Below are 21,139 nucleotides of genomic sequence, written 5' to 3' on the forward strand. Positions count from 1 at the left end.
TCAATCAGTGGATAACTTGTCAGTGGCAGATAGCTGTGGTGGGGAACGGCAAGAAGCTATTGCGCCCGGGTAGCGATATTTACAATCTTTGGCGCACGAACAATAACGTTCACGATTTCCCGACCTTCGAGAGAACGCGCCACCGCTTCGCTTCCACGAGCAAGAGCCTCCAGATCATCAGCGGAAATTTGAGGTGAGACCTCCACACGATCACGCAGCTTGCCATCAACCTGAATAACCGCCGTTACCTGATCCTCCACAAGAAGCTCAGGCAAAGCCTTACGCCACACGACGGTGGAAACACTCGCGGGGTATCCAAGTTTGTTCCACATATCCTCGGCAGTGTAGGGCGCAAAAAGATTGAGCGCAACCGTAATAACCTCTGCCGCCTCACGAACGGCGGGGTCCGCCGGACCCACCGCACCGTCGATAGCCTTGCGTGTGACGTTAGTGAGTTCCATCAGGCGAGCGATAACAACGTTAAACTTAAACGACTCGGCCAATCCTGGAACCTCCGCAAGAAAACGGTGGGTGTGCCTTCGCAGTTTTCGATCACCACCGCTCCAATCGACACCGGTTTCACTCGCAACATCCTGCGCCACACGCCACGCCCGGGCAAGGAACTTCGCGGATCCCTGTACCGAAACATCCGCCCAATCGATATCGTCCTCGGGAGGCCCGGCAAACGCAAGGGTGAGGCGCAGGGCATCCGCACCGTGAGCTTTAAGCTCGTCGTCAAACTCAACCAGATTTCCCTTGCTCTTGCTCATCTTGGAACCGTCAAGCAGAACCATCCCCTGGTTCAGGAGAGCGTGGAAGGGCTCTGTGAAGCTCACATACCCCATGTCGTGAAGAACCTTGGTGACAAACCGGGCGTAGAGCAGATGAAGAATCGCGTGCTCCACACCCCCCACGTACTGATCAACCGGAGCCCAGGCATCCGCCATTTCAGGATCAAACGCCCGCGTATCATCGTTGGGGCTCAAGAAACGCAGAAAATACCACGAACTATCCACAAACGTGTCCATGGTATCGGGGTCACGGCGCAGGGTGCGCCCAGTTTGAGGGTCAACAACGGTAGCCCACTCGTCTGCCGCCCCCAGGGGAGACGTTCCCTTGGGCTTGAGATCAAGGCCCTCGCTGGAGGGGAGCCTCACCGGTAGCTGATCCTGCTCGACGGGGATAAGTTCTCCGTCTTCGCCGTGCAAAATCGGGATGGGGGTTCCCCAGTACCGCTGCCTTGAAATCAGCCAGTCGCGCAGACGGTAGGTCTTTGCGGCGCGCCCCGCTCCCATCTCCTCAAGAAGCTCAACGGAACGATTGATAGCGTTGGTCTTGCTCAGACCGTTCAACGGGCCGGAGTTAATAAGACGACCATCGCCCGCCAGCGCCTCCCCTGTGACGGCAGGGTTAATCTGATCAAGCGTTGGGGGCGCAACCACAATATCGTCCTCGTCACGAGCCACAGCGGGCACCACACCCGTCACGGCCGCGGTTGTATCAATCACGACCCGAATCGGCAGCTCAAATTTGCGGGCAAAGTCTAGATCGCGCTGATCGTGGGCGGGCACAGCCATCACCGCGCCGTGCCCGTAGTCCGCCAGAACGTAATCTGCGGTCCAGATGGGGAGGCGCTCTCCGTTGACCGGGTTGGTGGCGTACTTCCCCAGGAAGATGCCCGTCTTCTCACGATCCGCATTCTGTCGATCAACATCGCTGCTCTTGTGAACTGCGGTGAGGTATTCATCAAACGCGACTTGAATCTCGGGAGTAGACTCGGCAGCCAACTCGGCCGCCAGATCGGAGTCCGGAGCAACAACCATAAAGGTCGCGCCAAAGAGCGTGTCGGGCCGAGTGGTGAAGACGGAGATTTTTTCTTCGCGCCCCTCCACCTCAAAGTCAACCTCAGCCCCCTTCGAGCGACCGATCCAGTTGCGCTGCATACTCAGAACCTTGGCGGGCCAGGTGCCCTCAAGCTGGTCGAGATCATCAAGGAGTCTGTCTGCATAGTCGGTGATCTTGAAGTACCACTGGGTCAGCTTTTTCTTAACCACGACGGCACCCGAGCGTTCGGAAGTTCCGTCTTCAAGCACCTGCTCGTTGGCAAGAACCGTCTGATCTACCGGATCCCAGTTAACCCAGCTAGCTTTACGATAGGCCAGGCCCCTTTCGTACATCTTGAGAAACAACCACTGATTCCACTTGTAGTATTCGGGATCGCTTGTGTGAACCACACGGTCCCAGTCAAACGAGGGAGCATAAACACGGAAACTCTTTTTTTGCTGATCAATATTGGCGTAGGTCCACTCCCGCGGATCAACACCCCGTTTGATGGCTGCGTTTTCAGCGGGCAAACCAAAAGAGTCCCATCCGATCGGGTGGAGCACGCTAAAACCCTGCCCGCGCCAGTAGCGCGCCACGGCATCGCCAAAGCAAAAGGCCTCGGCATGCCCCATGTGCAGATCGCCGGAGGGATAAGGAAACATATCAAGAACGTATTTGCGCGGGAGGGAATCAGGCTCCTGCCCGATCTGGAACGGTTTCAACTCCTCCCACACGGGAAGCCATCGATCCTGAATTGCCTGAAAGTCGTATACCTCGTGGGCGGAAGCGCCGTTTTTGTTGCTCAATCGATCCTCTATCGCACGTCTCAATCACTTAGGTCGCAGGGTTGTGACAGACCCACATATAAGAATAGCGCGAACCCGGCTGAGGTATGCGTGGGATTCACCTCGGGGTGGCGGAGCCCGATCAAAGCACCGTATGGTTACTCAAGAAGCCGAGTACACCCCTAACATAGGATTAATAGTTCTATCCCTCAGGGCCTTGCCCGCTTTGCAGCACCACACCCACCCCACAAGGAGCCGAGTGTCACACCACCCGATCGCCACCGAGCGTCTTTTCCTCTGGCGGAGCGAGGGAAAACTGCACGAAATTGCCCCCGACACGGAACGTTCCCTCTTGGCGGCTGACTCTCATCGAGTGTCACACGGACAGGTCGTGGCACTTCATCAGCATCACAAGCGTTTCCGCGATTTCTCTCGAGGCATCGATGCCTCTCTCACAGAGCAGTTGGATGCCTACTACAGGGCCGCGGGATCACTCCTCGGCGACGGGGAGGAATGGTTTCCGCGCTACGAAATACTTGCACCAAACGACACACTCTTCAGTAGTGTTGAGCCACAACAGAAAAAGGGCCCAATTCTCGCCCTCCTGATTCGCCCCGCACCACTCATCACACCGCTGGTTTCGGCGGTGAGTACACTGCGGGACCCCCGACACTCCCCCACCATCAAGGGTCCAGATATCCCGGCTCTTGCCTGCCTTAATAGCTCCACCCGCACAGAGGATATATACGCGCACAATAACTTGGAAGTTTGGCACGAGACCATCATGTGCACTCCCGGCGGAGGACCCGTCGAGGGGACAACGACAAGCCTTCTGTTCTGGCGAGGAGAAACACTTTTTCACATCGACGACACCGCTCAACGCATCTCCAGTATCACCGAAGGAATAGTACGCAGGGTGGCAAAGCAAGAGGGGTCCGCTATCCGCCCTGAAACGGCTCCTCTCGAACGCATCATCGAGGAGGCCTCCGCAGGAGAGTGTGAAGTGTGGGCGGTAAACGCACTCCACGGTATACGTGCGGTGATAGCTATCAATAACACTGTGCTGGCAGCGCCAAAAGCGGAGCGTTTAGAGCGGTTCTCACTGCAACGATCACACGCAAAAGAATCTCTCAGCGTGCAATAAATTCTCCAGAGAACAACACCGCGGCTTCGGGCCCCTCACTTCACCAGCACTCTCCCACCGCTGAGCCGCAGAGTTGCGGTAAGCCCCTCAGAGGGAACCGGGGTGTGCGAAATAATAATGACAGCCCGCCCGCTCTCCCGGGCAAGCCCGAGAATATCGGAGACTAGCCGATCCGCCCGATCGGGATCAACGTTTGCGGTGGGTTCGTCAAAAACGATCACGGGGAATCCCGCCAAAAGGGCGCGAGCAAGTGCTATTCTCTGCGCCTGGCCACCGGAGACAAGCGCACCGCTTTCCCCCACCCGAGCAGCCAGCCCACCTCGTTCCGCTGCCCACTCGGCCAGACCCACACGCTCAAGCACGTCAAGTAGCTCGTCTTCGGTGGCGTCGGGCTTGGCAAAGAGAAGGTTCTGACGAATGTCGTTGTCAAAAAGGTGTGGTTGCTGTTCACACAGGCCCACAACCCCGCGGACAGCCGACTGCGCTAGATGTTGAGCCTCCACCCCGCGTACCCGATACGAACCTTTATAATCCACAAAGCGAACCAGCACCTGAGCCAGGGTGCTCTTACCCGCCCCGCTCGCCCCTTCGATAAGGATACGATCACCCGCCATCACGGAGAAGGTCACGTCACGCAAAACCGGCGTGTCCTCGCCCGGGTGATGCGCGGACACCCCCTGTAGCTCCAGCAGGCTATCCGTGAGGGGAAGCTGAGGAAGCGTCTCGGTTGAGGTGTCCGCGGGAATGCCCTCCGGTATTCTCTCGGGCACGGCCGTAGCCAAGCGGTGAGCGCTAGCCTGAACCTCACGACGAGACGCCAGAGCCACGGGAACGGCACCAAAAACCTCAAACACCGCGGCGGGAACCAACACCGCGGCGGCAAAGAGCGGGGCGTTTAGCACACCCGCAGCCACGGAATCCGCGGTCACCAAAACCGCACCAACCGTGGCGAGCCCGGCAAGCAGGGACACTATGGCGGCGGCCACGCCCGCGCCAACCGCTCTACGCCGCTCGGCGGCTCGCAGCTCGGCATCGGCCTGAGAAACCAGCGCCAACCGCTCCTCCAGCGCCCCAAAAACGGTCAGCACGCTCAGAGCAGCCAGGGTGTCGAGAATAATGTCCGCCAGTCTTCCTCGCAGTCGTGAAATTTCTTTCTCGGCCCGGGCCGATACCGCCCGATTAGCTCCGAGGGCCAAAACGCTCGATACCGCTAAGCAGACCGCAAGCACCAGACCCGCGGGAAGGGAAATAAAGCACACAAGAACAACGCTCAGCGTCAGAACTGTTCCCGACATGATCAGCGGTTGCAGCACCCGCAGAGGATAGTTTTGCAGCTCATCCACATCGCGCACCACCCGACTCATGAGGTCTCCGCGACCGGTTTTTTGTAACCCCGCCGGTGCAATCGGTAAAAGCCGTTCGTAAAACGAAACTCGTAGCTTCGAGAGCTGTCGAAAGGCGGCGTCATGACTGGTAAGACGCTCTCCATAGCGGAATGCCGCACGGCCTATCGCAAAGGCACGCACCCCCACAACGGCAAAGGTGAGGTACAGGATTGGAGGTTGTTCCGACGAACGGACGATCAGCCACATGCTCACTCCGAGCAGCGCAACCGCTGAAAAGTCACCCAGTACCCCGAGCAACGCACTGAGGGAAAAGTTTTTCCGCGGTGGTACCGCGTTCGCGATAATCTCGCGCTCAAGACTTTCCGAGCTATGCTGCGACACGGTCTGTCATCCTTACGATCGTGTGGGCCCGATCGATCACGGAAGCTCGGTGACTCACAATAACAATGGCAATTCCCGTTGCCGCAAGCTTTTCAAGCGCGTCCATGATGGATGATTCGGTCACCGAGTCCACCGCCGAGGTTGGCTCATCCAAGAGTAAAACACGAGAGCCTCTGCTACGCAATCGATAAACGGCCCGGGCAATGGCAACTCTCTGGGCCTGTCCTCCCGACAGACCCTCACCCGCGGAACCGAGTCTCAGCCCTGGATCGATTTCCAACGCGGCGGCGGTCTCAAGCGCGGCGACAACGGCTGCACCGTCGGGAACACCCGAACCGAGGGCGATGTTCTCTGCCACTGTTCCCGCAACCAGACCGGGCTGCTGGCCGGCCCACGACAGCCAGGTGCGCACGCCCGCGGCCTGCGAGTCCACGGGACTACCCGATACCAGCACACTCCCCGCGTGGGGAACAAGCCCCGTGATACTCCCCAACACGCTGCTTTTTCCCACACCACTCGGCCCCACCAGCGCCACGATCTCCCCGCCTGAGGCCCGAAGATTTAGCTCACTCACCGCCGTGTGTTCTCCGTAACTCACAGAAACGTCTCTGAGCTCGAGCAGCGGGCTCTTCCCCGCGTACTTCACCACAGGAGTGTTCGCTTCGTTCCCATCACGACCCGTCACGTTCCCATCACGACCCGTCATGTTCCCATCACGACCCGTCTCGACCCGATCGGTAACGCGAGCAGCCTGCTCCCCCTCAAGAATCTCAAAAATATCCTCCACCGCGGTCAGCCCCTCTGCGGCAGCGTGAAAGCTTGCCCCCACCTGCCTGATCGGGAGAAAAACCTCGGGCACCAGTAAAAGAACAAACAGGCCAACCGAGAGCAGCATAGTGCCCTCAACCAGCCGAAGACCAATCGCCACGGCAACAAAAGCCACCGATAGCGTTCCGGCCAGGTCAAGAACAAAACCGCTCAGGAAGGTAATCCGCAAAACCTTCATGGTTCGCTTTCGATAATCTTCGGTAACGCTCTCAATACGCGCAGCCTGCCGCTCAGCCCTCCCAAAAATCTTGAGAGTAGATATCCCCTTCACCACGTCAAGAAAGCTGCTGGCCAGCGAACCGAGAGCCTCCCATTGTTTTTTCTGCACCGACTGGGTTGCCAACCCGATAAGAATCATAAAAATCGGGATGACGGGATATGCCACAAGAATCACCACGGCGCTTGTCCAATCTTGCACCCAAATAATGATCACAAGAATAGGGGTGGCCAAGGCCGTCATAATGAGCTGCGGGAGATACTTTGCAAAGTACTCATCCAGAGCATCTAACCCTTGAGTGAGAGAAGTTGTGACGGAGGCGGAGGAACGTCCGGCCAACCAAGAAGGCCCCAAACGGTGAACCGCCTCCAGGCTCGCACGACGCAATTCACTTTTTACCTCTGACGCACCGCGGGCAGAATTTGCCTCGCTCAACCACACAGTGAGCGCACGAATCGCCACCGCTCCCGCAAGGCCCGCCAGATTGAGCGCAAGGGAATCCCAGTCGGTGCCTGAGACAACCCCTACAACAACCTGGGCGGTAAACCAGGCAAAACCCACAAGAGAGGCAACCCGTAACAACCCGATCAGCACGCTACGAGCAAGAACCCAGCGAATTGATCGTGCGTAACTGAGGAGTCTCACGTCAAATGGCTTCACACTTCTTATTCTCCCAAATTCTGAACCACAACACCGTATCCCCGCCGTCCACGTGTCGAGCCGCGTAGGCGATCAGGCCTCATTAATTATTTAAGTAGTACCTAGCTTTTCGCTTAACCCATGTCATACAGCCTGATCCACAATCTCACAGCAGAAGGTGACTGGCAGCGGCACAGAGGGGGGGAGAAGTGCACCGCTGCCAGATCTATTCCTGCACCTAGTGTTTTGGTGCAGCCATGATGGTTTTGCGCGAGATCCGCTTGCGGAACACCCAGTAGGTCCACGCCTGATAGCCCAGCACAAGCGGGAGCGTTGCAATCGCAACCCACGTCATAAACTCAAGCGTCATCTGCGAGCTAGAAGCCCCCGTGATACTCATGGAATACGCGGGGTCTGTGCTCGAAATAATAACGTTGGGAAACAGCGCCATAAAGATGGTGAGCAGAGCAAAGGCCATTGTGAAAACATGGAAGGTGAAGGAAATTCCCTCGCGCCCCTTCAGGTTGGCAAACCAGGCACCGATGAGAGCCACAGCGGCGAGCACAGCAAAGGCTACAACAAAACCGATGGTTTCAGAGTCCAGGTGCTCAATAATAGTCCAGACCAAGAAAGCGGCTGCCAACACAATGGTGATAAGCCCCATCCGTACGGCAAGCGCGCGCGAGCGCTCGCGAACCTCTCCCTCGGTTTTCAAGGCGATAAAGGCCAACCCGTGAACGAAGCAGAGCATCATCACGGTTACTCCGCCCAACAGGCTATACGCGTTGAGGAGTGTGAAGAGGTTACCCGTAAAGATCCATCCGCCCGTCTCAAGCGGTTCAATTGGCACCCCATGAATGAGGTTAGCAAAGGCGGTTCCCCACAGGAGCGGAGGTAGCACCGAGCCGATGAAGATAAAAGAGTCAAACCACTTCTTCCATCTCTCGCTCTTCCCCTGGTGCCGGTATTCAAAAGAGACACCCCTGAGTATGAGCGCGGCAAGTATCAGAAGGAGCGCCAGGTAAAAGCCGCTGAACATGGTGGCATACCACTCGGGGAAGGCCGCAAAAAGACAGGCCCCGGCGACGATCAGCCAGGTTTCGTTCAGGTCCCAGACCGGACCGATGGTGTTGATCACAACACGGCGATCAACATCGTCACGGGAAACAAAGGGAAGGCTGATTCCGACACCAAAATCGAACCCGTCAAGTACCAGGTACCCCACGAGGAGTATCCCAACAATAAAGAACCAAATGTATTGAAGTTCCATCAGCTATTTCTTCTCCTAGTAGACCGCGGCGAAGGTCTTGTGGTCAACGTCTGAGCCGTCTTCGGGCTCTTCAATCTTGGGTGGACCCTCTTTCGCTGCCCTCAGGATAAGCGCAAGCTCAACAACGGCAAGCCCACCGTATATGAGGGTAAAGACGATAAGTGAGATCAGGACGGTTACCCCCGTGACCCCGGGAGAGACCCCGCTCTCGGTAGTCATGAGGCCAAACACTATCCAGGGCTGGCGGCCCATCTCCGTAAAGATCCATCCGACGAGTGAAGCCAGCAGAGGAAGCGGGGCACTCCAGATAGCGAGCCTCCATACCCAGGGCTTAACCTCGCGGTTCTTACGAGTGAACCAGAGAACAACCACGGAGATCAGAGCGGCAAGTGCCCCAAGACCAATCATCCAGCGGAAAGCCCAGTAGGTAACCCAAATGATGGGGGTGAAGTCTCCATTCGCGGGACAGGTCAGTGCTGAGTCTGCCCCACAGAACATCTCGGTGTATTGGGCTTGAAGGTCGTTGATACCCTCGACGGTGCCGTCAAAAGTGTGTGTGGAGAGGAATGACAGCAGGTAGGGAATACGAATTGAGAAGAGTTCCTGCACCCCGTCTGGTGTCCCAATAGTCAGTAGGGAGAAGGAGGCGTCCGCCCCGGTGGCAGTCTGATAGAGACCCTCCGCAGCCGCCATTTTCATGGGCTGTGCCTCGACCATGGCCAAGCCGAGTTGATCACCGCTCAAAAAGACCCCGACAAAGCCGACGATGTTGGTCCAGAGACCGAAGCGGAGGGCGGTGCGCATTGTTTCAACGTGCTGTTTACGTAAGAGGTGCCATGCGGCGACCGCAGCAATCACACACGCGGCGAACATAATCGAGGCAAAGATGGTGTGGGGGAACTGCGTAAGCGCTACCGGGTTAGTAAGTATGGCTCCCATATCGGTGAGCTCCGCGCGCTGAGTCTCCATGTTGAGCTCAAACCCTTGTGGATTTTGCATGAAGGCGTTTGCCGCCAGGATGAAATACGCAGACAGGATTGATGCGAGTGAAACCATCCAGATGGATGCAAGATGGAGGCCCTTGGGCAGCCTGTTCCAACCGAATATCCACAAGCCGATGAACGTGGCCTCCAGGAAGAAGGCGAGCAATCCTTCAATAGCGAGAGGAGCCCCAAAAACGTCACCAACAAACCGTGAGTAGTCGGACCAGTTCATTCCAAACTGGAACTCCTGCACAATTCCGGTGACTACCCCCATCGCAAAGTTAATCAGGAAGATCTTTCCAAACAGCCTGGTGAGCTGAAGGTATTTAACCTTTCCCGTACGAACCCAGGCAGTTTGCAAAATAGCGACCAGCAGGGCCATACCTATGGTAAGCGGCACAAATAAGAAGTGATACAGCGTGGTGAGCCCAAACTGCCATCGGGCAAGCAAGAGCGGGTCTAGTTCAAAGACTACGTTCAATTCGCACTCCAAAGAGTCGGATTCTTCCCGGCTTAAGGGAGAATTCCTGAGAAAGAATCTAAGGGGATGGTCATTCCCGTGATCCTGCTGGCGGTAGTGCTCAGCCACCTACTATTTTACGCTTGTCAGTACTTTCACAGCTCCATTTAGTTGCAATAGGGTTGCATATTTAGACGTCAAGATATATTAAAAGCGAAAGCCGTGCTCGTAGCGAACTAAAGTCGCCACCTGTTTCTCCATCACACCCGCTACCTTCTAGACTAGATTGGTGGACTCACCCTCTAGCGCAATCACCCCCACTCCCGATGAGCCCATCCGACCCGTTCTCCTGGCCCGGCTAGAGGACTGGATACACATTGGTCGTTCCCGTCGAGCCGTCAAACGCGGAAAAGTTCCCACTGTTATTCCCTACATTGGTTATGGCCGCCCTCACTGGATCCGTGTGCTGGGCAGAGTGCTCTACCTCAACCCAAAACAAAACCACGTCACGGGTGTTCGTATTGATGAGCAGCAGGCTTCTCGCGTGCGCGGATGGCGCAGCTTTACGAGCGTCCACGTACCCTTCACTCCCGTCACGGTTGAAGTTGATGGCGTTATTCACGGCGAGGTGATGTCTGATCGTGGCGGAGTTATCGACAGTATCGTGCCGGTTTCCCTCACTCCCGGCTGGCACAGCATAAAACTCAGTGTGGATGGGCAGGGCGGAAGCGAGTCTCCCGTTTACGTGGTTGATCCCAACACCCACTTTGGAGTCATCTCGGATGTTGACGATACCGTAATGATCACGAAGCTTCCCAAACCTTTTGTCGCGGCCTGGAACTCGTTTGTTCGCCACGAGCAGGCGCGGGTACCCACCCCCGGAATGTCGGTTTTTATCGACCGGCAGGTATCGAATCATCCCGGTACCCCCGTCATCTACCTTTCCACGGGCGCATGGAACGTCGCCCCGACCCTCACCCGGTTTCTCTCGCGTAATCTCTACCCGATGGGTCCGCTCCTCCTTACCGATTGGGGTCCGACACCCGACCGATGGTTCCGTAGCGGCAGGGAGCATAAGGAACGAGAACTGCGCCGTATCGCACTTGAGTTCCCCGAGATTAAGTGGCTTCTGATCGGCGACGACGGCCAACACGATGAGGCTCTGTACCACGAGTTTTCGCTGCAGCACCCCGACAATGTTTCCACCGTTGCAATTCGTCAACTCACAACGGGTGAAGCGGTCCTTGCGGGCGGGCGAAGCAAGGCAACGCTGCACACCCAAGTGAGTGGGGTGCCTTGGATTTACGGCCCCGATGGCGCCACCCTCTCCAGCGAAATGGAGAAGATCCAGCGGGAGCCATAATGCCCTCAGGTCTCGGTTCGTGAGAGCATTTCCACATCCACACACGGCAGTAATCTAGAGGTATGGCAACCGTAAGTTTCCGAGCATCTCGGCGAGAACCGGCCGTGCAGGCCGCTAAGACCATGATTGCAATGCTCACAGCCTGGTTTGTCTGTGGGGCCATAATCCCCGATCAGGCACCCATATTTGGGGCTATTGCGGCCCTGCTCTGCGTGCAACCCAACGTGGCCCAGTCCCTCACCAAGGGGGTGGAGCGTGTGAGCGGTGTTGTGCTCGGCGTTGCTGTAGCCTATGTGGTTGTCTTGCTCTTTGGAACCCCCGACTGGCTCTTTATCCTCGCTATTGTTCTCTCGGTTACTGCGGGGTGGGCTCTGCGGATGAGCACGACCTCCGCCAACCAGGTTGCCATCACCGCGATACTCGTTCTTGCGTTGGGCGGACAGAACGCCGACTATGCGCTGGGACGAATTTTTGAGACCCTTCTGGGTGCCGCCATCGGAATCACGATCAATGCGCTCATCGCTGCTCCGATCAAAATCACCCCCGCACACATTGGAATTCGCACTCTCGGCTACGACGCCTCGCTGTGCCTAGATCGCCTCTCAGAAGCACTGTCTGAGCCGCGAGATGATGAGTGGCTGAGCACCATGCTTGAGGAAACCCGCAAAATAGTTGATCGCCGTGAGAAGGTTCGCGATCTGGTTGGTTCTGCACGCGAGAGTCTCGCCCTTAATCCAAGAAGCAGTCGGCACCGCAATCAGCTCGAAGAGGACGCCGAGCTGATGCGGCGGCTCAGCCCCATCATCACCCAGGTTTCAGGGATGACACGGGCTCTTCACGATAACTACTCACCCGCGCTCATTGACGATCCCACCGTACACGGACTCGCCGAAGAGTGTCGGCGCGCCGCCCACGATCTACGGCGGATATCGCAGATCAGAGAGGATCTTCACACAGAAGACACCCCGATCACCTCACAGCTTCCCGCGCTAACCTCGCCACTATCCGTGGTACGCCCCAACCCGCACCACTGGATCCTTATCGGCTCTCTTCTGGAAGATTTGCGCCGAGTACGCGAGGGAATAGTAGAGGTGAGCGAACAGCTCAAAGAAGCTGAACCTCAGAGAAAGCAAAAGCCTGAGTGACCCTCCCCCCGGTGGATCACTCAGGCTTTAACTAGACTAATGTATCTCGCGACCATGTTCCAGTTGCCCATATGTTTCCTCAGAAACATTCAGGCTTTACACAGCAAAATCTGCGTAAAAACCAGAGCTTCCCAACCGTAGAGAACGCGTCTATTTAGGCGTTAAGCGCAGCCTGAATATCCAGCGTAATAGTAACGTCTGCACCCAGCAAAAAGCCACCGGCCTCAAGCGGCGCGTTCCAGGTAAGACCGAAACTTTCGCGCTTAACCACGGTCGTGGCAGTGAATCCTGCCTTGTAATTACCGTAGGGGTCGGTTCCAAAACCACCAAAGTCGAAGTCGAAAGTTACCGGGAGGGTAGTTCCCTTGATGGTGAGTTCACCATCAACCTTGAACTCTCCACCTTCGTGACGTGCTCCGGTGGACGTAAAAGTGATGTGCGGGAACTGTTCAGCGTCGAAGAAATCTCCTGTGCGCAGGTGCCCATCACGATTGGACTCGTTGGTGTTAATGGATACTACCTCGGCAGAGGCGGTCACGGTGGATTCCAAGGGGTTTTCGGCAGTCACGAAAGTAGCGTCAAAGTTTTCAAACTTTCCCTTTACCTTGCTGATGGCGAGGTGGCGGATGCTGAAGCTAATTTCGCTGTGGGTGGGGTCGATACTCCACGTTCCAGCCTTGTAGCCGGGAATAGAAGATGCAAGGGCGGCACTCATAAAAGTCTCCTAGATAAAAAAGTTGAACCTTGTACTAAAGAGAGTCTAGCAACTACTTGTAATTTCAAGTCAAATTTATTTCAATATTTAACAAAATCTTTTAACCGGGCCGCAATTATTTCTGACACTCTACGCACCAGTACAACTTTCGAGTCGCCATCTCTTCAAGGACAATGTTGGTCCCACACCTGCGACAGGGCAGCCCCTCACGCTTATACACCCAGTGCCTATCGTCACGGTTAGCCATGGCAAGCGTATAGCTCTCCGGATCAAGATCGTCCATAGTCATCATCTGCCCCAAGCGCACTCCCACCGATAACAGATGCACCCAGTCAACCCACAGGTCATGAAGCTGCTCATGAGTCAGATTTTTTGCGGGCGTGTGCGGGTTAATACCGGCCCGAAACAAGATTTCAGCGCGATATACGTTACCAATACCGCTCACTACCGCCTGATCCATCAAAACAGCCCCGATAGGCCGTGAGGTCTTAGACACCCTCTCAATAAAGGTACGCTCCGCACCCTGCGAGCTATCGTTCTCCGGGTCTGGTCCCAGCCGATCGATAACGGCCTGGATCTCTGCGGGCGTTGCCAATTCACACACCGTTGGCCCCCGGAGATCAGCCACAGTCTTCTCCGTAAGTATCCGAACCCGTACCGCACCCACCGGTGGTGGCGGAAAGGCCACCTCTGATTGCGAAACGGTATCGTATTCGGCCATGCGCATCCGGGCGATAGTGACCGAGGCACCGCTCACACGCGAGCGACGCGGAGCACCAATACTCGATACGGAATCTTCGGCCGCACTATCGGCGGCATCTCCTCCCGCCGGGGTGAGAGGTACCCCACCCCGATCGGCGGCAGCGCCCGCAACAGTACCAGCCTGGTTAGTCTGACCCATTCGACCCGCAGCGCTGGCAATAGTGTCATCCACCAGAATCTCGCCCGCAAAATCCCACGCACCGTAAATGCCCAGGTGAACTCGCAGCCACCGATCACTCTCGAATTCAAGAAACATCTGCTTACCCACGGCTTTTGCCTCCACCATGCGCAACCCATCAAGCTGAGCCGCACCCTGTGCAAAACGTCCCTGCGGGGAGGATACCCGACAGATCTGACCCACAAAGTTACGCCGAAACTGACGCGCAATACGGTGTACGGAATGGCCCTCTGGCATGTGAACTAGCCCTCAATTATTAAAAATACTGCCGCAGTTACTGATTTATCGACCACTACGGCTGGCCGAACGCCAACCGTTAGTGAATGCTCAACCGGGAGGTTACTCATCACCGGAGTCAATGTATTTACCGGAGATAGCACCGGTTGTTTCATACTCTGCCAACTGTGCGATTCGTCGCACGTGACGCTCATCATGTGAAAACGGCTCCGCAATAAAGGCATCAATAAAGGAAACAGCCTCCTCCACCGTGTGCTGCCTGGCACCGATCGAAATAACGTTTGCATCGTTGTGCTCCCGGGCAAGACGCGCCGTACTCAGATTCCACACAAGGGCGGCGCGGGCACCACGAACCTTGTTTGCCGCAATCTGTTCGCCATTACCCGAACCGCCAAAGACAACACCCAGAGCCTCTACTCCCCGTGTCTGATCTGCCACGGTAGCCCTGGCCGCGTTGATGCAAAACGACGGATAGTCGTCAAGCGGATCGTATGCGGTCGGCCCGTGGTCGATAACCTCGTGGCCTGCATCCGCGAGATGTCGCTGCAAAAACTCGCTGAACTCAAGGCCCGCGTGATCGGTGGCAATATGAATACGCATCAAGTAATCCTTCTACTTCGTGAAAATATGCGGTACTGACGAGGTTCTGTAATAATCGTGAGGCACGGCTATCAGGACTTCATTTAAAAGATCGGGTCTGCCGTGCGGGTCCGCTTAATCTCAAAGAAACCCTCATAGTCGGCCACGGCAACAACACCGTCCCAAAGCTTGAGAGCCTCTTCACCCGTGGGGGCGGGAGAGATAACCGGACCAAAAAAGGCGGTGCCGTTCACCGAGATAACCGGGGTTCCTACGTCTTCGCCCACACGATTGATGCCGTCAAAGTGGCTTTCTCGTAATTGGAAATCGTAGTCCTCGGTATCAGCTAACCGCGCAGCCTCCTCCTGCAGTCCGGCCTCCACTACCGATTCGACAATAATCGCGTTCCAATCCTTGCGCGATTGGGGGTGGATACGCGTGCCCAGCGCATCGTAGAGTGGCTTCACGTAGGCGCTGCCATACTCCTCTTTGACCCCCGCGACAAGGCGAGTAAGGCGCATTGCTCGGGGGAAGAAAGCACGATACTCCGGCGATACCTCTTTATCCTCGTTCAGAATAGCCAGGCTCATTATCTTCCAGCTAACGTCAAGATCACGCTGAGCTGCCACGGTATCGACCCAACGGCTTGCCATCCAAGCCCAGGGACAGGAAGGATCAAACCAAAATTCAACGCGGGTTGTCATGCACTCAAGCTTAGACGAAAAATACCGTGAATCGGCCTCCGGCGGATAATCGCGTGCTGCCGGGTGGCCCCGTCTCAACGTCTAGCTCTGCGACGGGGGAAAGAGGGCATCAATCTGCGCCACTTGGGTGGCATCCGGTCGCCAGGAGTTACCCACAACAGCATTCTCTTGAACCTGTTCGGGAGTTGTCGCCCCGGCAATCACGCTGCTGAGCACACCGCGAGAAAGCAACCAGCCAAACGTGGCGGCCAACATCGTTACCCCCCACTCGTCACAGAGTCGCTGATAATCCTCGATCGCATCCCACGGGGCATTTTTAAGAAGGTGAGGCCGCTGAATCATAATACGACTCTCGGCGGGTCCGCCGTCCCGCGTGAACTTGCCGGTGAACAGCCCGTTGTACAGCGGAAAGAAGGGAAGAAAACCAATTCCGTAGTGTTCAAGAGCCGGTAAGAGTTCGTGCTCAGCGTCACGAACCAGAAGGCTATATTCATTCTGCGCCGAGATAAAACGTGGATGTCCCCCCAGCTGCGCCCGATACTCCGCGTCTGCAGCCTGCCAGGCAGCAAAGTTAGAGTGACCAATGTAGCGAATCTTGCCCTCCTGGATGAGCTCATCGAGGGCTGCAAGCGTTTCTTCAACAGGAGTGAGGGGGTCGGGGGTGTGTAGCTGGTATAGATCAATCCACTCGGTTTCCAGACGCCTGAGAGACTGCTCCACAGCCAGGCGAACATAGCGGCGCGATCCCTTAGCGTCCCAAGACTCAATGTCGGAGGGGTAATCTCGATGCCCAAATTTTGTTGCCAGCACAATCTTGTCACGCTGACCGGCCAGGGCCTTTCCCATAAACGTTTCGCTGCGCCCGTATTGGTACCCGTAGATATCCGCCGTGTCGAAGAGGGTAATGCCGGCGTCAAGAGCGGCGTGAATAACGGCGGTACTTCCCTCCTGCCCCTCCGTACGGGAACCGGGCCGACCAAAATTATTACATCCCAGCCCCACAGCAGATACGCGCAGTCCGGAACGACCGAGTGAGCGATATTCCATCAACAATTCCTCCGTATCACACGATGAACTTAAAAATGCTGTGCACAAGCTGAGCATCCAGCGGTTTCATTACGAGTCTAAACGCGTAGGCTTATAAGAGACATACCGTTCTAAACCGACAACACCTAAACATTTTAAGGAAAAAAGTGCCAGGAGAAAATCTCACCCGTACCGAAGCCCGCGACCGCGCACACATCGTCAGTGTTGACAGCTACGCAATTCTCCTCGACCTCACCACAGGTTCGGAGACTTTCCGCAGCAAAACCACGGTTCGATTCTCTGCCACACCCGGCGCATCCACCTTCATCGACGCCATCACCCGGACCGTTCACTCCGTCCATCTCAACGGGGTTGCGCTGGACCCCGCTGTTGTGAGCGATAACGTTCGTATTCAACTCGATAATCTGGCCGAGTCAAACGAACTTATTGTTGTCGCAGACGCCGAATACACCAACACAGGCGAGGGACTACACCGCTTTGTTGACCCCTCCGACAATCAGGTTTACCTCTATACCCAGTTTGAGGTTCCCGATTCCCGCCGGGTATTTGCCGTGTTTGAACAGCCCGATCTTAAAGCTACCTTCCAGTTCACCGTAACCGCACCCTCTTCCTGGAAGGTTGTGAGTAACTCCCCCACCCCAGAGCCCGTTCCCTCGGGCAACGACACGGCGGTGTGGACGTTTGCCCCCACCCCCGTTATCTCCAGCTACATCACAGCCCTCATCGCTGGTCCCTACGTGGAGCAGCGCAGCGAACTCACCAGCAGCGACGGCAGGGTCATCCCCCTGGGAGTCTTCGGTCGGGCTTCGCTTGCGGAGTACCTCGACGCCGAATACATTTTCGAGAAGACCCGCCAGGGCTTTGCCTTCTTCGAGGAGAAGTTTGGGCACGCCTACCCCTTTGAGAAGTACGATCAGCTCTTTGTCCCGGAGTTTAACGCCGGGGCCATGGAGAATGCTGGGGCCGTCACCTTTACCGAAACCTACGTTTTCCGTTCGAAGGTAACGGATGCTGTCCGCGAACGCCGAGTGGTAACCGTCTTGCACGAGCTTGCCCACATGTGGTTTGGTGACCTCGTGACCATGCGCTGGTGGAACGACCTGTGGCTTAACGAGTCGTTTGCCGAGTACATGTCCACGCTCGCCACGGCCGAGGCCACCGAGTGGCGCGAAGCCTGGACCACCTTTGCGTCGCTCGAAAAGGGCTGGGCTTACCGCCAGGATCAGCTGCCCTCAACACACCCCATCGTTGCCACCATCAATGATCTGGAAGATGTCCAGGTCAACTTCGACGGCATCACCTACGCCAAGGGGGCCTCCGTCCTCAAACAGCTTGTTGCCTGGGTGGGGCAGGACGCGTTTATGGCCGGCGTTAACCGCTACTTCACCAAACACGCGTATAAAAACACCGAACTCACAGATCTGATGGTCGAGCTGGAGGCCACCAGCGGTCGAGACCTGAGCGATTGGTCAACAAAGTGGCTTGAAACTGCCGGGGTCAACACGCTCCGACCCGCGATTGAGACGCACGCAACCGGAACGATCAAAAGCTTTATTATCGAACAGAGCGCGCATCCCGATTACCCCACCATTCGCCCGCACCGCCTCGCGGTGGGCTTTTACAATGCGGTAGATGGCGACCTCGTCCGCACGCACCGTGTGGAGCTTGATGTGGATGGCACAACCACCGAGGTTGCTGAACTGGTGGGGATGCAGCGTCCCGACCTCATCCTAGTAAACGACGAGGACTTGGCCTATACCAAGATTCGACTCGATGAGGACTCCGAGGCGATGGCTAGGGCGTCACTCTCCCGGGTAACAGACCCCCTCGCCCGGGCACTGCTCTGGGGATCATTCTGGGATGCAACACGAGACGCCGAGGCGGCCCCCAGCGACTTTATTGATCTTGTTCTTGATCACGTTGCGTCCGAAACAGAGTCCACCACGCTGCGCACGGTTCTGGGCCAGGTTATTCTTGCGGCAAATTCCTATGTTGCACCGGAAAACCGCGCGGGTGCCCGTGCTCGGGTTGCCGACGCACTGTGGAGTATGACGCTGAAGGCCGCCCCCGGCTCCGACGAGCAATTTCAATTTGTCCGCTTCTTTGCCCAGGTCGCTCACACCCCTGACCACCTCGACACGATCCTTTCCCTGCTCGAAGAAAAAATAGATCTACCGGGCCTCGATATCGACACCGATCTTGGGTGGGAGTTGCTTATTGCGCTGGCCGCGGGTGGTCGTGTTACCGAGGCGGAAATCGATGCGGCGCTCGCCGACGATAACACCTCAACCGGGGCTCAATCCGCCGCACATGCCCGCGCGGCACTCCCCACCGCCGAGGCGAAGCGTGCGGCTTGGGCATCAATTGTGACCGACGATACCGCCTCCAACACAATAGTGCACGCAACGGGTCTCGGTTTCCTCCGCGTGAACGATCTCAACCTGCTGGAGCCGTTTGTCGCGGAGTACTTTGCCGCTATAGAAAACCTCTGGAAGAGCCGCAGCTACGCCATTAGCAGCACCCTCGTTTCGGGCCTCTACCCCTCCCCATTTGTCTCCGAAGAACTCGTAATGGCCACCCAGGCCTGGCTTGACGCTCACCCAGAGCCCGCGGCTCTGCGTCGTCTGGTCATCGAGGAATTGGCCGGGGTAGAGCGTGCTCTTGCCGCTCAGAAAGCAGACAGGACGTAAGTATGGAAACTCCCGAACCCGACCTGGTCACAGGAACAGCAACAACATTTTGGGCACAGCTCATGAGCTTTTACCAGACGTATGAGCGTCCCATCAATATCGTTGTTATCGTCCTGCTTGCCATAGTCATCCGCTTTCTCGCGATAAAAACTATACACAAGGTCGTCGCGCAGATTGTAACGGGAGCTAAAAAGAGTCAGAATGTAGACGACACCCAGGCCATCATCGGTTCACCGCTCCTAGCTGCGCGCCTGGTGCAACGCACGCGCACGCTCGGGAGTGTGTCCAATAACCTGATCACAATCATCGTCAGTGCCGTAGCGATCGTTCTGGCTATGCAACAGCTTGATGTCAACCTCACGGCAATTTTGGCATCGGCCGGTATCGTCGCTGCCGGACTTGCCTTCGGCGCACAAAATATTGTGAGAGATGTTCTCAACGGCATCTTTATGGTGTTTGAGGATCAACTCGGCGTGGGCGATATTGTCGAGATCAACGAGGTGTCAGGCCGGGTCGAGGCTGTGGGAATCCGAATCACCCAGGTGCGTGACGTTAACGGAACGCTCTGGTTCATTCGCAACGGCGAAATCGCTCGTGTGGGCAACCGCTCACACGAGTGGTCTCGCGCCATACTCGACCTGGCAATCAACAGTGATGCCGACCTGGACAACGCCAAAGAAATCATCCAGCACGCGGCTGAGGTGGTTGTAAAACAACCCCTCGTTGCTACCCGGATACTCGAACCGCCACAGGTATGGGGTGTGGAATATGTCACGGGCGAGCAGGCGATTATCCGCCTGGTGGTCAAGACCCGCTCCGGTTCGCAGTGGGATATCGCGCGTATCCTGCGCGAAGAACTCAAGAAAGAACTGGATGATGCGGGCATCACCCTCTCTCCTGCGCCCCCCGCTAACCCCATAAATTTCAGCGGGGTAGACGGCCCCCTCACCACCCCTCCCACACGCAGACCTCGAAGAAAGAAAACACTGTGACCGACACCCCCAAACCCCTCCCACGGCTCACACTACGCGCAAACGAAACCGGACCTGCGGTCACCGAAACCTTCTACGACCAGGTGGGGGGCCACGAAACATTTGTGAAGCTTGTGGCCGAGTTCTACCGCGAGATTCCCGCAGACCCTGTCCTCGGCCCGATGTACCCGGAGGCAGACTTTGCCGCTGCCGAGCAGCGCCTACTGCTCTTCCTCGAGCAGTACTGGGGCGGCCCCAGCACCTACAGCGAGCAGCGCGGACACCCTCGCCTGCGCATGCGTCACACCCCGTTTCGCGTAAATCCGAATGCACGAGATCGCTGGCTCGCTCACATGCGGCGGGCCGTAGACTCGCTAGATCTCTCTCCCCTGCACCGAGAAACCCTGTGGGACTACTTGGAACGCGCGGCACACGCCATGGTGAACTCCTTCGAGGAATCAGCTCCTCCACAATAACTTTCTATCCACAGCTCTAACGTTTGCTGTACAACAGAGTGGGCCTCACACTAGCATCAGATAAACCCCTCTCCCCCCGAAGGAACACATGTCAAACGTTAGAGTGTCATACCAAGAGATAGAAACTGCGGCGCACACCCTGCGCACGGGCCAGAGCGAAATTCTCGATAAGCTCCGAGCCATGCACCAGCACATCCAAAATCTCGTCAGTTCCGGTTTTGTCACGGACAAGGCCTCCGGCGCCTATCGAGACAGCTTCGAGAAATTCACGGGTGGCGCACAGCAAACGCTCGAGGCGCTCAACGAACTCGCCCAATTCCTTCAGGGCACCTCGGCGGCGCTGCAAGAACTCGACACCCAGCTTGCCTCGCGGCTGCGCTAACCCGTCTATTCCC

17 protein-coding genes are annotated in these 21,139 nt (G+C 56.7%); 7 read left to right on the forward strand and 10 right to left on the reverse strand.

The features are described 5' to 3' along the window. Positions 1 to 56 precede the first annotated feature (56 nt). Positions 57 to 2,630 carry a leucine--tRNA ligase gene (gene leuS / locus FrondiHNR_RS07970; RefSeq protein ID WP_279352252.1) on the reverse strand — a complete coding sequence of 858 codons (2,574 nt, stop codon included), beginning with the start codon at positions 2,628 to 2,630 and terminating at the stop codon, positions 57 to 59. A gap of 238 nt (positions 2,631 to 2,868) precedes the next feature. On the opposite strand from leuS, the gene FrondiHNR_RS07975 reads away from it, so the two are divergent. Then, the gene (locus FrondiHNR_RS07975) at positions 2,869 to 3,753 is read left to right on the forward strand and encodes an aminotransferase class IV (protein ID WP_279352254.1); all 885 of its coding nucleotides are present in this window, start codon (positions 2,869 to 2,871) and stop codon (positions 3,751 to 3,753) included. A 35-nt stretch (positions 3,754 to 3,788) separates the two neighbouring features. Here the strand turns inward: FrondiHNR_RS07975 and cydC are convergent, their stop codons facing one another. The 4 genes from cydC to FrondiHNR_RS07995 all read right to left on the reverse strand — a co-directional run bounded on the left by cydC (position 3,789) and on the right by FrondiHNR_RS07995 (position 9,898). Next, positions 3,789 to 5,480, reverse strand: coding sequence for a thiol reductant ABC exporter subunit CydC (gene cydC / locus FrondiHNR_RS07980; protein WP_279352255.1), 1,692 nt, complete (start codon positions 5,478 to 5,480; stop codon positions 3,789 to 3,791). Continuing rightward, complete coding sequence (gene cydD / locus FrondiHNR_RS07985) at positions 5,467 to 7,185, reverse strand: thiol reductant ABC exporter subunit CydD (protein ID WP_279352256.1); 1,719 nt, start codon at positions 7,183 to 7,185, stop codon at positions 5,467 to 5,469. The genes cydC and cydD overlap by 14 nt, the downstream gene beginning before the upstream one ends. 217 nt (positions 7,186 to 7,402) lie before the next feature. Continuing rightward, the gene (gene cydB / locus FrondiHNR_RS07990; RefSeq protein WP_279352257.1) at positions 7,403 to 8,434 is read right to left on the reverse strand and encodes a cytochrome d ubiquinol oxidase subunit II; all 1,032 of its coding nucleotides are present in this window, start codon (positions 8,432 to 8,434) and stop codon (positions 7,403 to 7,405) included. 15 nt (positions 8,435 to 8,449) lie between these two features. Then, positions 8,450 to 9,898, reverse strand: coding sequence for a cytochrome ubiquinol oxidase subunit I (locus tag FrondiHNR_RS07995; RefSeq protein WP_279352258.1), 1,449 nt, complete (start codon positions 9,896 to 9,898; stop codon positions 8,450 to 8,452). A 268-nt stretch (positions 9,899 to 10,166) separates the two neighbouring features. Here FrondiHNR_RS07995 and FrondiHNR_RS08000 point away from each other — a divergent pair, with 268 nt between their 5' ends. Then, a complete protein-coding gene (locus FrondiHNR_RS08000) occupies positions 10,167 to 11,240 on the forward strand; it encodes a phosphatase domain-containing protein (RefSeq protein ID WP_347567093.1) in 1,074 nt (357 codons plus the stop codon). A 62-nt stretch (positions 11,241 to 11,302) separates the two neighbouring features. Beyond that, positions 11,303 to 12,385 (forward strand): FUSC family protein, encoded by a 1,083-nt coding sequence (locus FrondiHNR_RS08005; RefSeq protein ID WP_279352259.1) that lies wholly within the window; start codon positions 11,303 to 11,305, stop codon positions 12,383 to 12,385. A gap of 154 nt (positions 12,386 to 12,539) precedes the next feature. On the opposite strand, the gene FrondiHNR_RS08010 is transcribed toward FrondiHNR_RS08005, so the two are convergent. The 5 genes from FrondiHNR_RS08010 to FrondiHNR_RS08030 form a co-directional block, all read right to left on the reverse strand. After that, entirely contained in the window at positions 12,540 to 13,100 is a 561-nt protein-coding gene (locus tag FrondiHNR_RS08010; protein ID WP_279352260.1) for a YceI family protein, read from the reverse strand. Positions 13,101 to 13,215: 115 nt separating this feature from the next. Continuing rightward, on the reverse strand, positions 13,216 to 14,277 hold the full coding sequence (locus FrondiHNR_RS08015) for a DNA glycosylase (protein ID WP_279352261.1): 1,062 nt from the start codon (positions 14,275 to 14,277) through the stop codon (positions 13,216 to 13,218). A 102-nt stretch (positions 14,278 to 14,379) separates the two neighbouring features. After that, the gene (locus FrondiHNR_RS08020) at positions 14,380 to 14,877 is read right to left on the reverse strand and encodes a ribose-5-phosphate isomerase (RefSeq protein WP_279352262.1); all 498 of its coding nucleotides are present in this window, start codon (positions 14,875 to 14,877) and stop codon (positions 14,380 to 14,382) included. Between the two features lie 83 nt (positions 14,878 to 14,960). After that, positions 14,961 to 15,560, reverse strand: a complete 600-nt coding sequence (locus FrondiHNR_RS08025; protein WP_279352263.1) for a DsbA family protein — start codon at positions 15,558 to 15,560, stop codon at positions 14,961 to 14,963. A gap of 81 nt (positions 15,561 to 15,641) precedes the next feature. Further along, a complete protein-coding gene (locus tag FrondiHNR_RS08030) occupies positions 15,642 to 16,607 on the reverse strand; it encodes an aldo/keto reductase (RefSeq protein WP_279352264.1) in 966 nt (321 codons plus the stop codon). A 146-nt stretch (positions 16,608 to 16,753) separates the two neighbouring features. Between FrondiHNR_RS08030 and pepN the strand changes: the two genes are divergently transcribed. The 4 genes from pepN (at position 16,754) to FrondiHNR_RS08050 (ending at position 21,126) form a co-directional block, all read left to right on the forward strand. Beyond that, complete coding sequence (gene pepN, locus FrondiHNR_RS08035; RefSeq protein ID WP_279352265.1) at positions 16,754 to 19,297, forward strand: aminopeptidase N; 2,544 nt, start codon at positions 16,754 to 16,756, stop codon at positions 19,295 to 19,297. A gap of 2 nt (positions 19,298 to 19,299) precedes the next feature. Next, positions 19,300 to 20,289 (forward strand): mechanosensitive ion channel family protein, encoded by a 990-nt coding sequence (locus FrondiHNR_RS08040; RefSeq protein WP_279352266.1) that lies wholly within the window; start codon positions 19,300 to 19,302, stop codon positions 20,287 to 20,289. After that, positions 20,286 to 20,744 carry a globin gene (locus tag FrondiHNR_RS08045; protein WP_279352267.1) on the forward strand — a complete coding sequence of 153 codons (459 nt, stop codon included), beginning with the start codon at positions 20,286 to 20,288 and terminating at the stop codon, positions 20,742 to 20,744. Before FrondiHNR_RS08040 ends, FrondiHNR_RS08045 begins: the two co-directional genes overlap by 4 nt. Before the next feature lie 88 nt (positions 20,745 to 20,832). Next, positions 20,833 to 21,126 (forward strand): WXG100 family type VII secretion target, encoded by a 294-nt coding sequence (locus FrondiHNR_RS08050; protein ID WP_279352268.1) that lies wholly within the window; start codon positions 20,833 to 20,835, stop codon positions 21,124 to 21,126. Positions 21,127 to 21,139 lie beyond the last annotated feature (13 nt).

The organism is Lysinibacter sp. HNR (assembly GCF_029760935.1).
Classification (GTDB): Bacteria; Actinomycetota; Actinomycetes; order Actinomycetales; family Microbacteriaceae; genus HNR.

Coding starts and splice junctions, on each gene's coding strand:
- FrondiHNR_RS08005 (WP_279352259.1), top strand. CDS start 11,303: ATGGCAACCGTAAGTTTCCGAGCATCTCGGCGAGAACCGGCCGTGCAG.
- FrondiHNR_RS08010 (WP_279352260.1), bottom strand. CDS start 13,100: ATGAGTGCCGCCCTTGCATCTTCTATTCCCGGCTACAAGGCTGGAACG.
- cydB (WP_279352257.1), bottom strand. CDS start 8,434: ATGGAACTTCAATACATTTGGTTCTTTATTGTTGGGATACTCCTCGTG.
- FrondiHNR_RS08020 (WP_279352262.1), bottom strand. CDS start 14,877: ATGCGTATTCATATTGCCACCGATCACGCGGGCCTTGAGTTCAGCGAG.
- FrondiHNR_RS08040 (WP_279352266.1), top strand. CDS start 19,300: ATGGAAACTCCCGAACCCGACCTGGTCACAGGAACAGCAACAACATTT.
- FrondiHNR_RS08030 (WP_279352264.1), bottom strand. CDS start 16,607: ATGGAATATCGCTCACTCGGTCGTTCCGGACTGCGCGTATCTGCTGTG.
- FrondiHNR_RS08050 (WP_279352268.1), top strand. CDS start 20,833: ATGTCAAACGTTAGAGTGTCATACCAAGAGATAGAAACTGCGGCGCAC.
- FrondiHNR_RS08025 (WP_279352263.1), bottom strand. CDS start 15,560: ATGACAACCCGCGTTGAATTTTGGTTTGATCCTTCCTGTCCCTGGGCT.
- FrondiHNR_RS08015 (WP_279352261.1), bottom strand. CDS start 14,277: ATGCCAGAGGGCCATTCCGTACACCGTATTGCGCGTCAGTTTCGGCGT.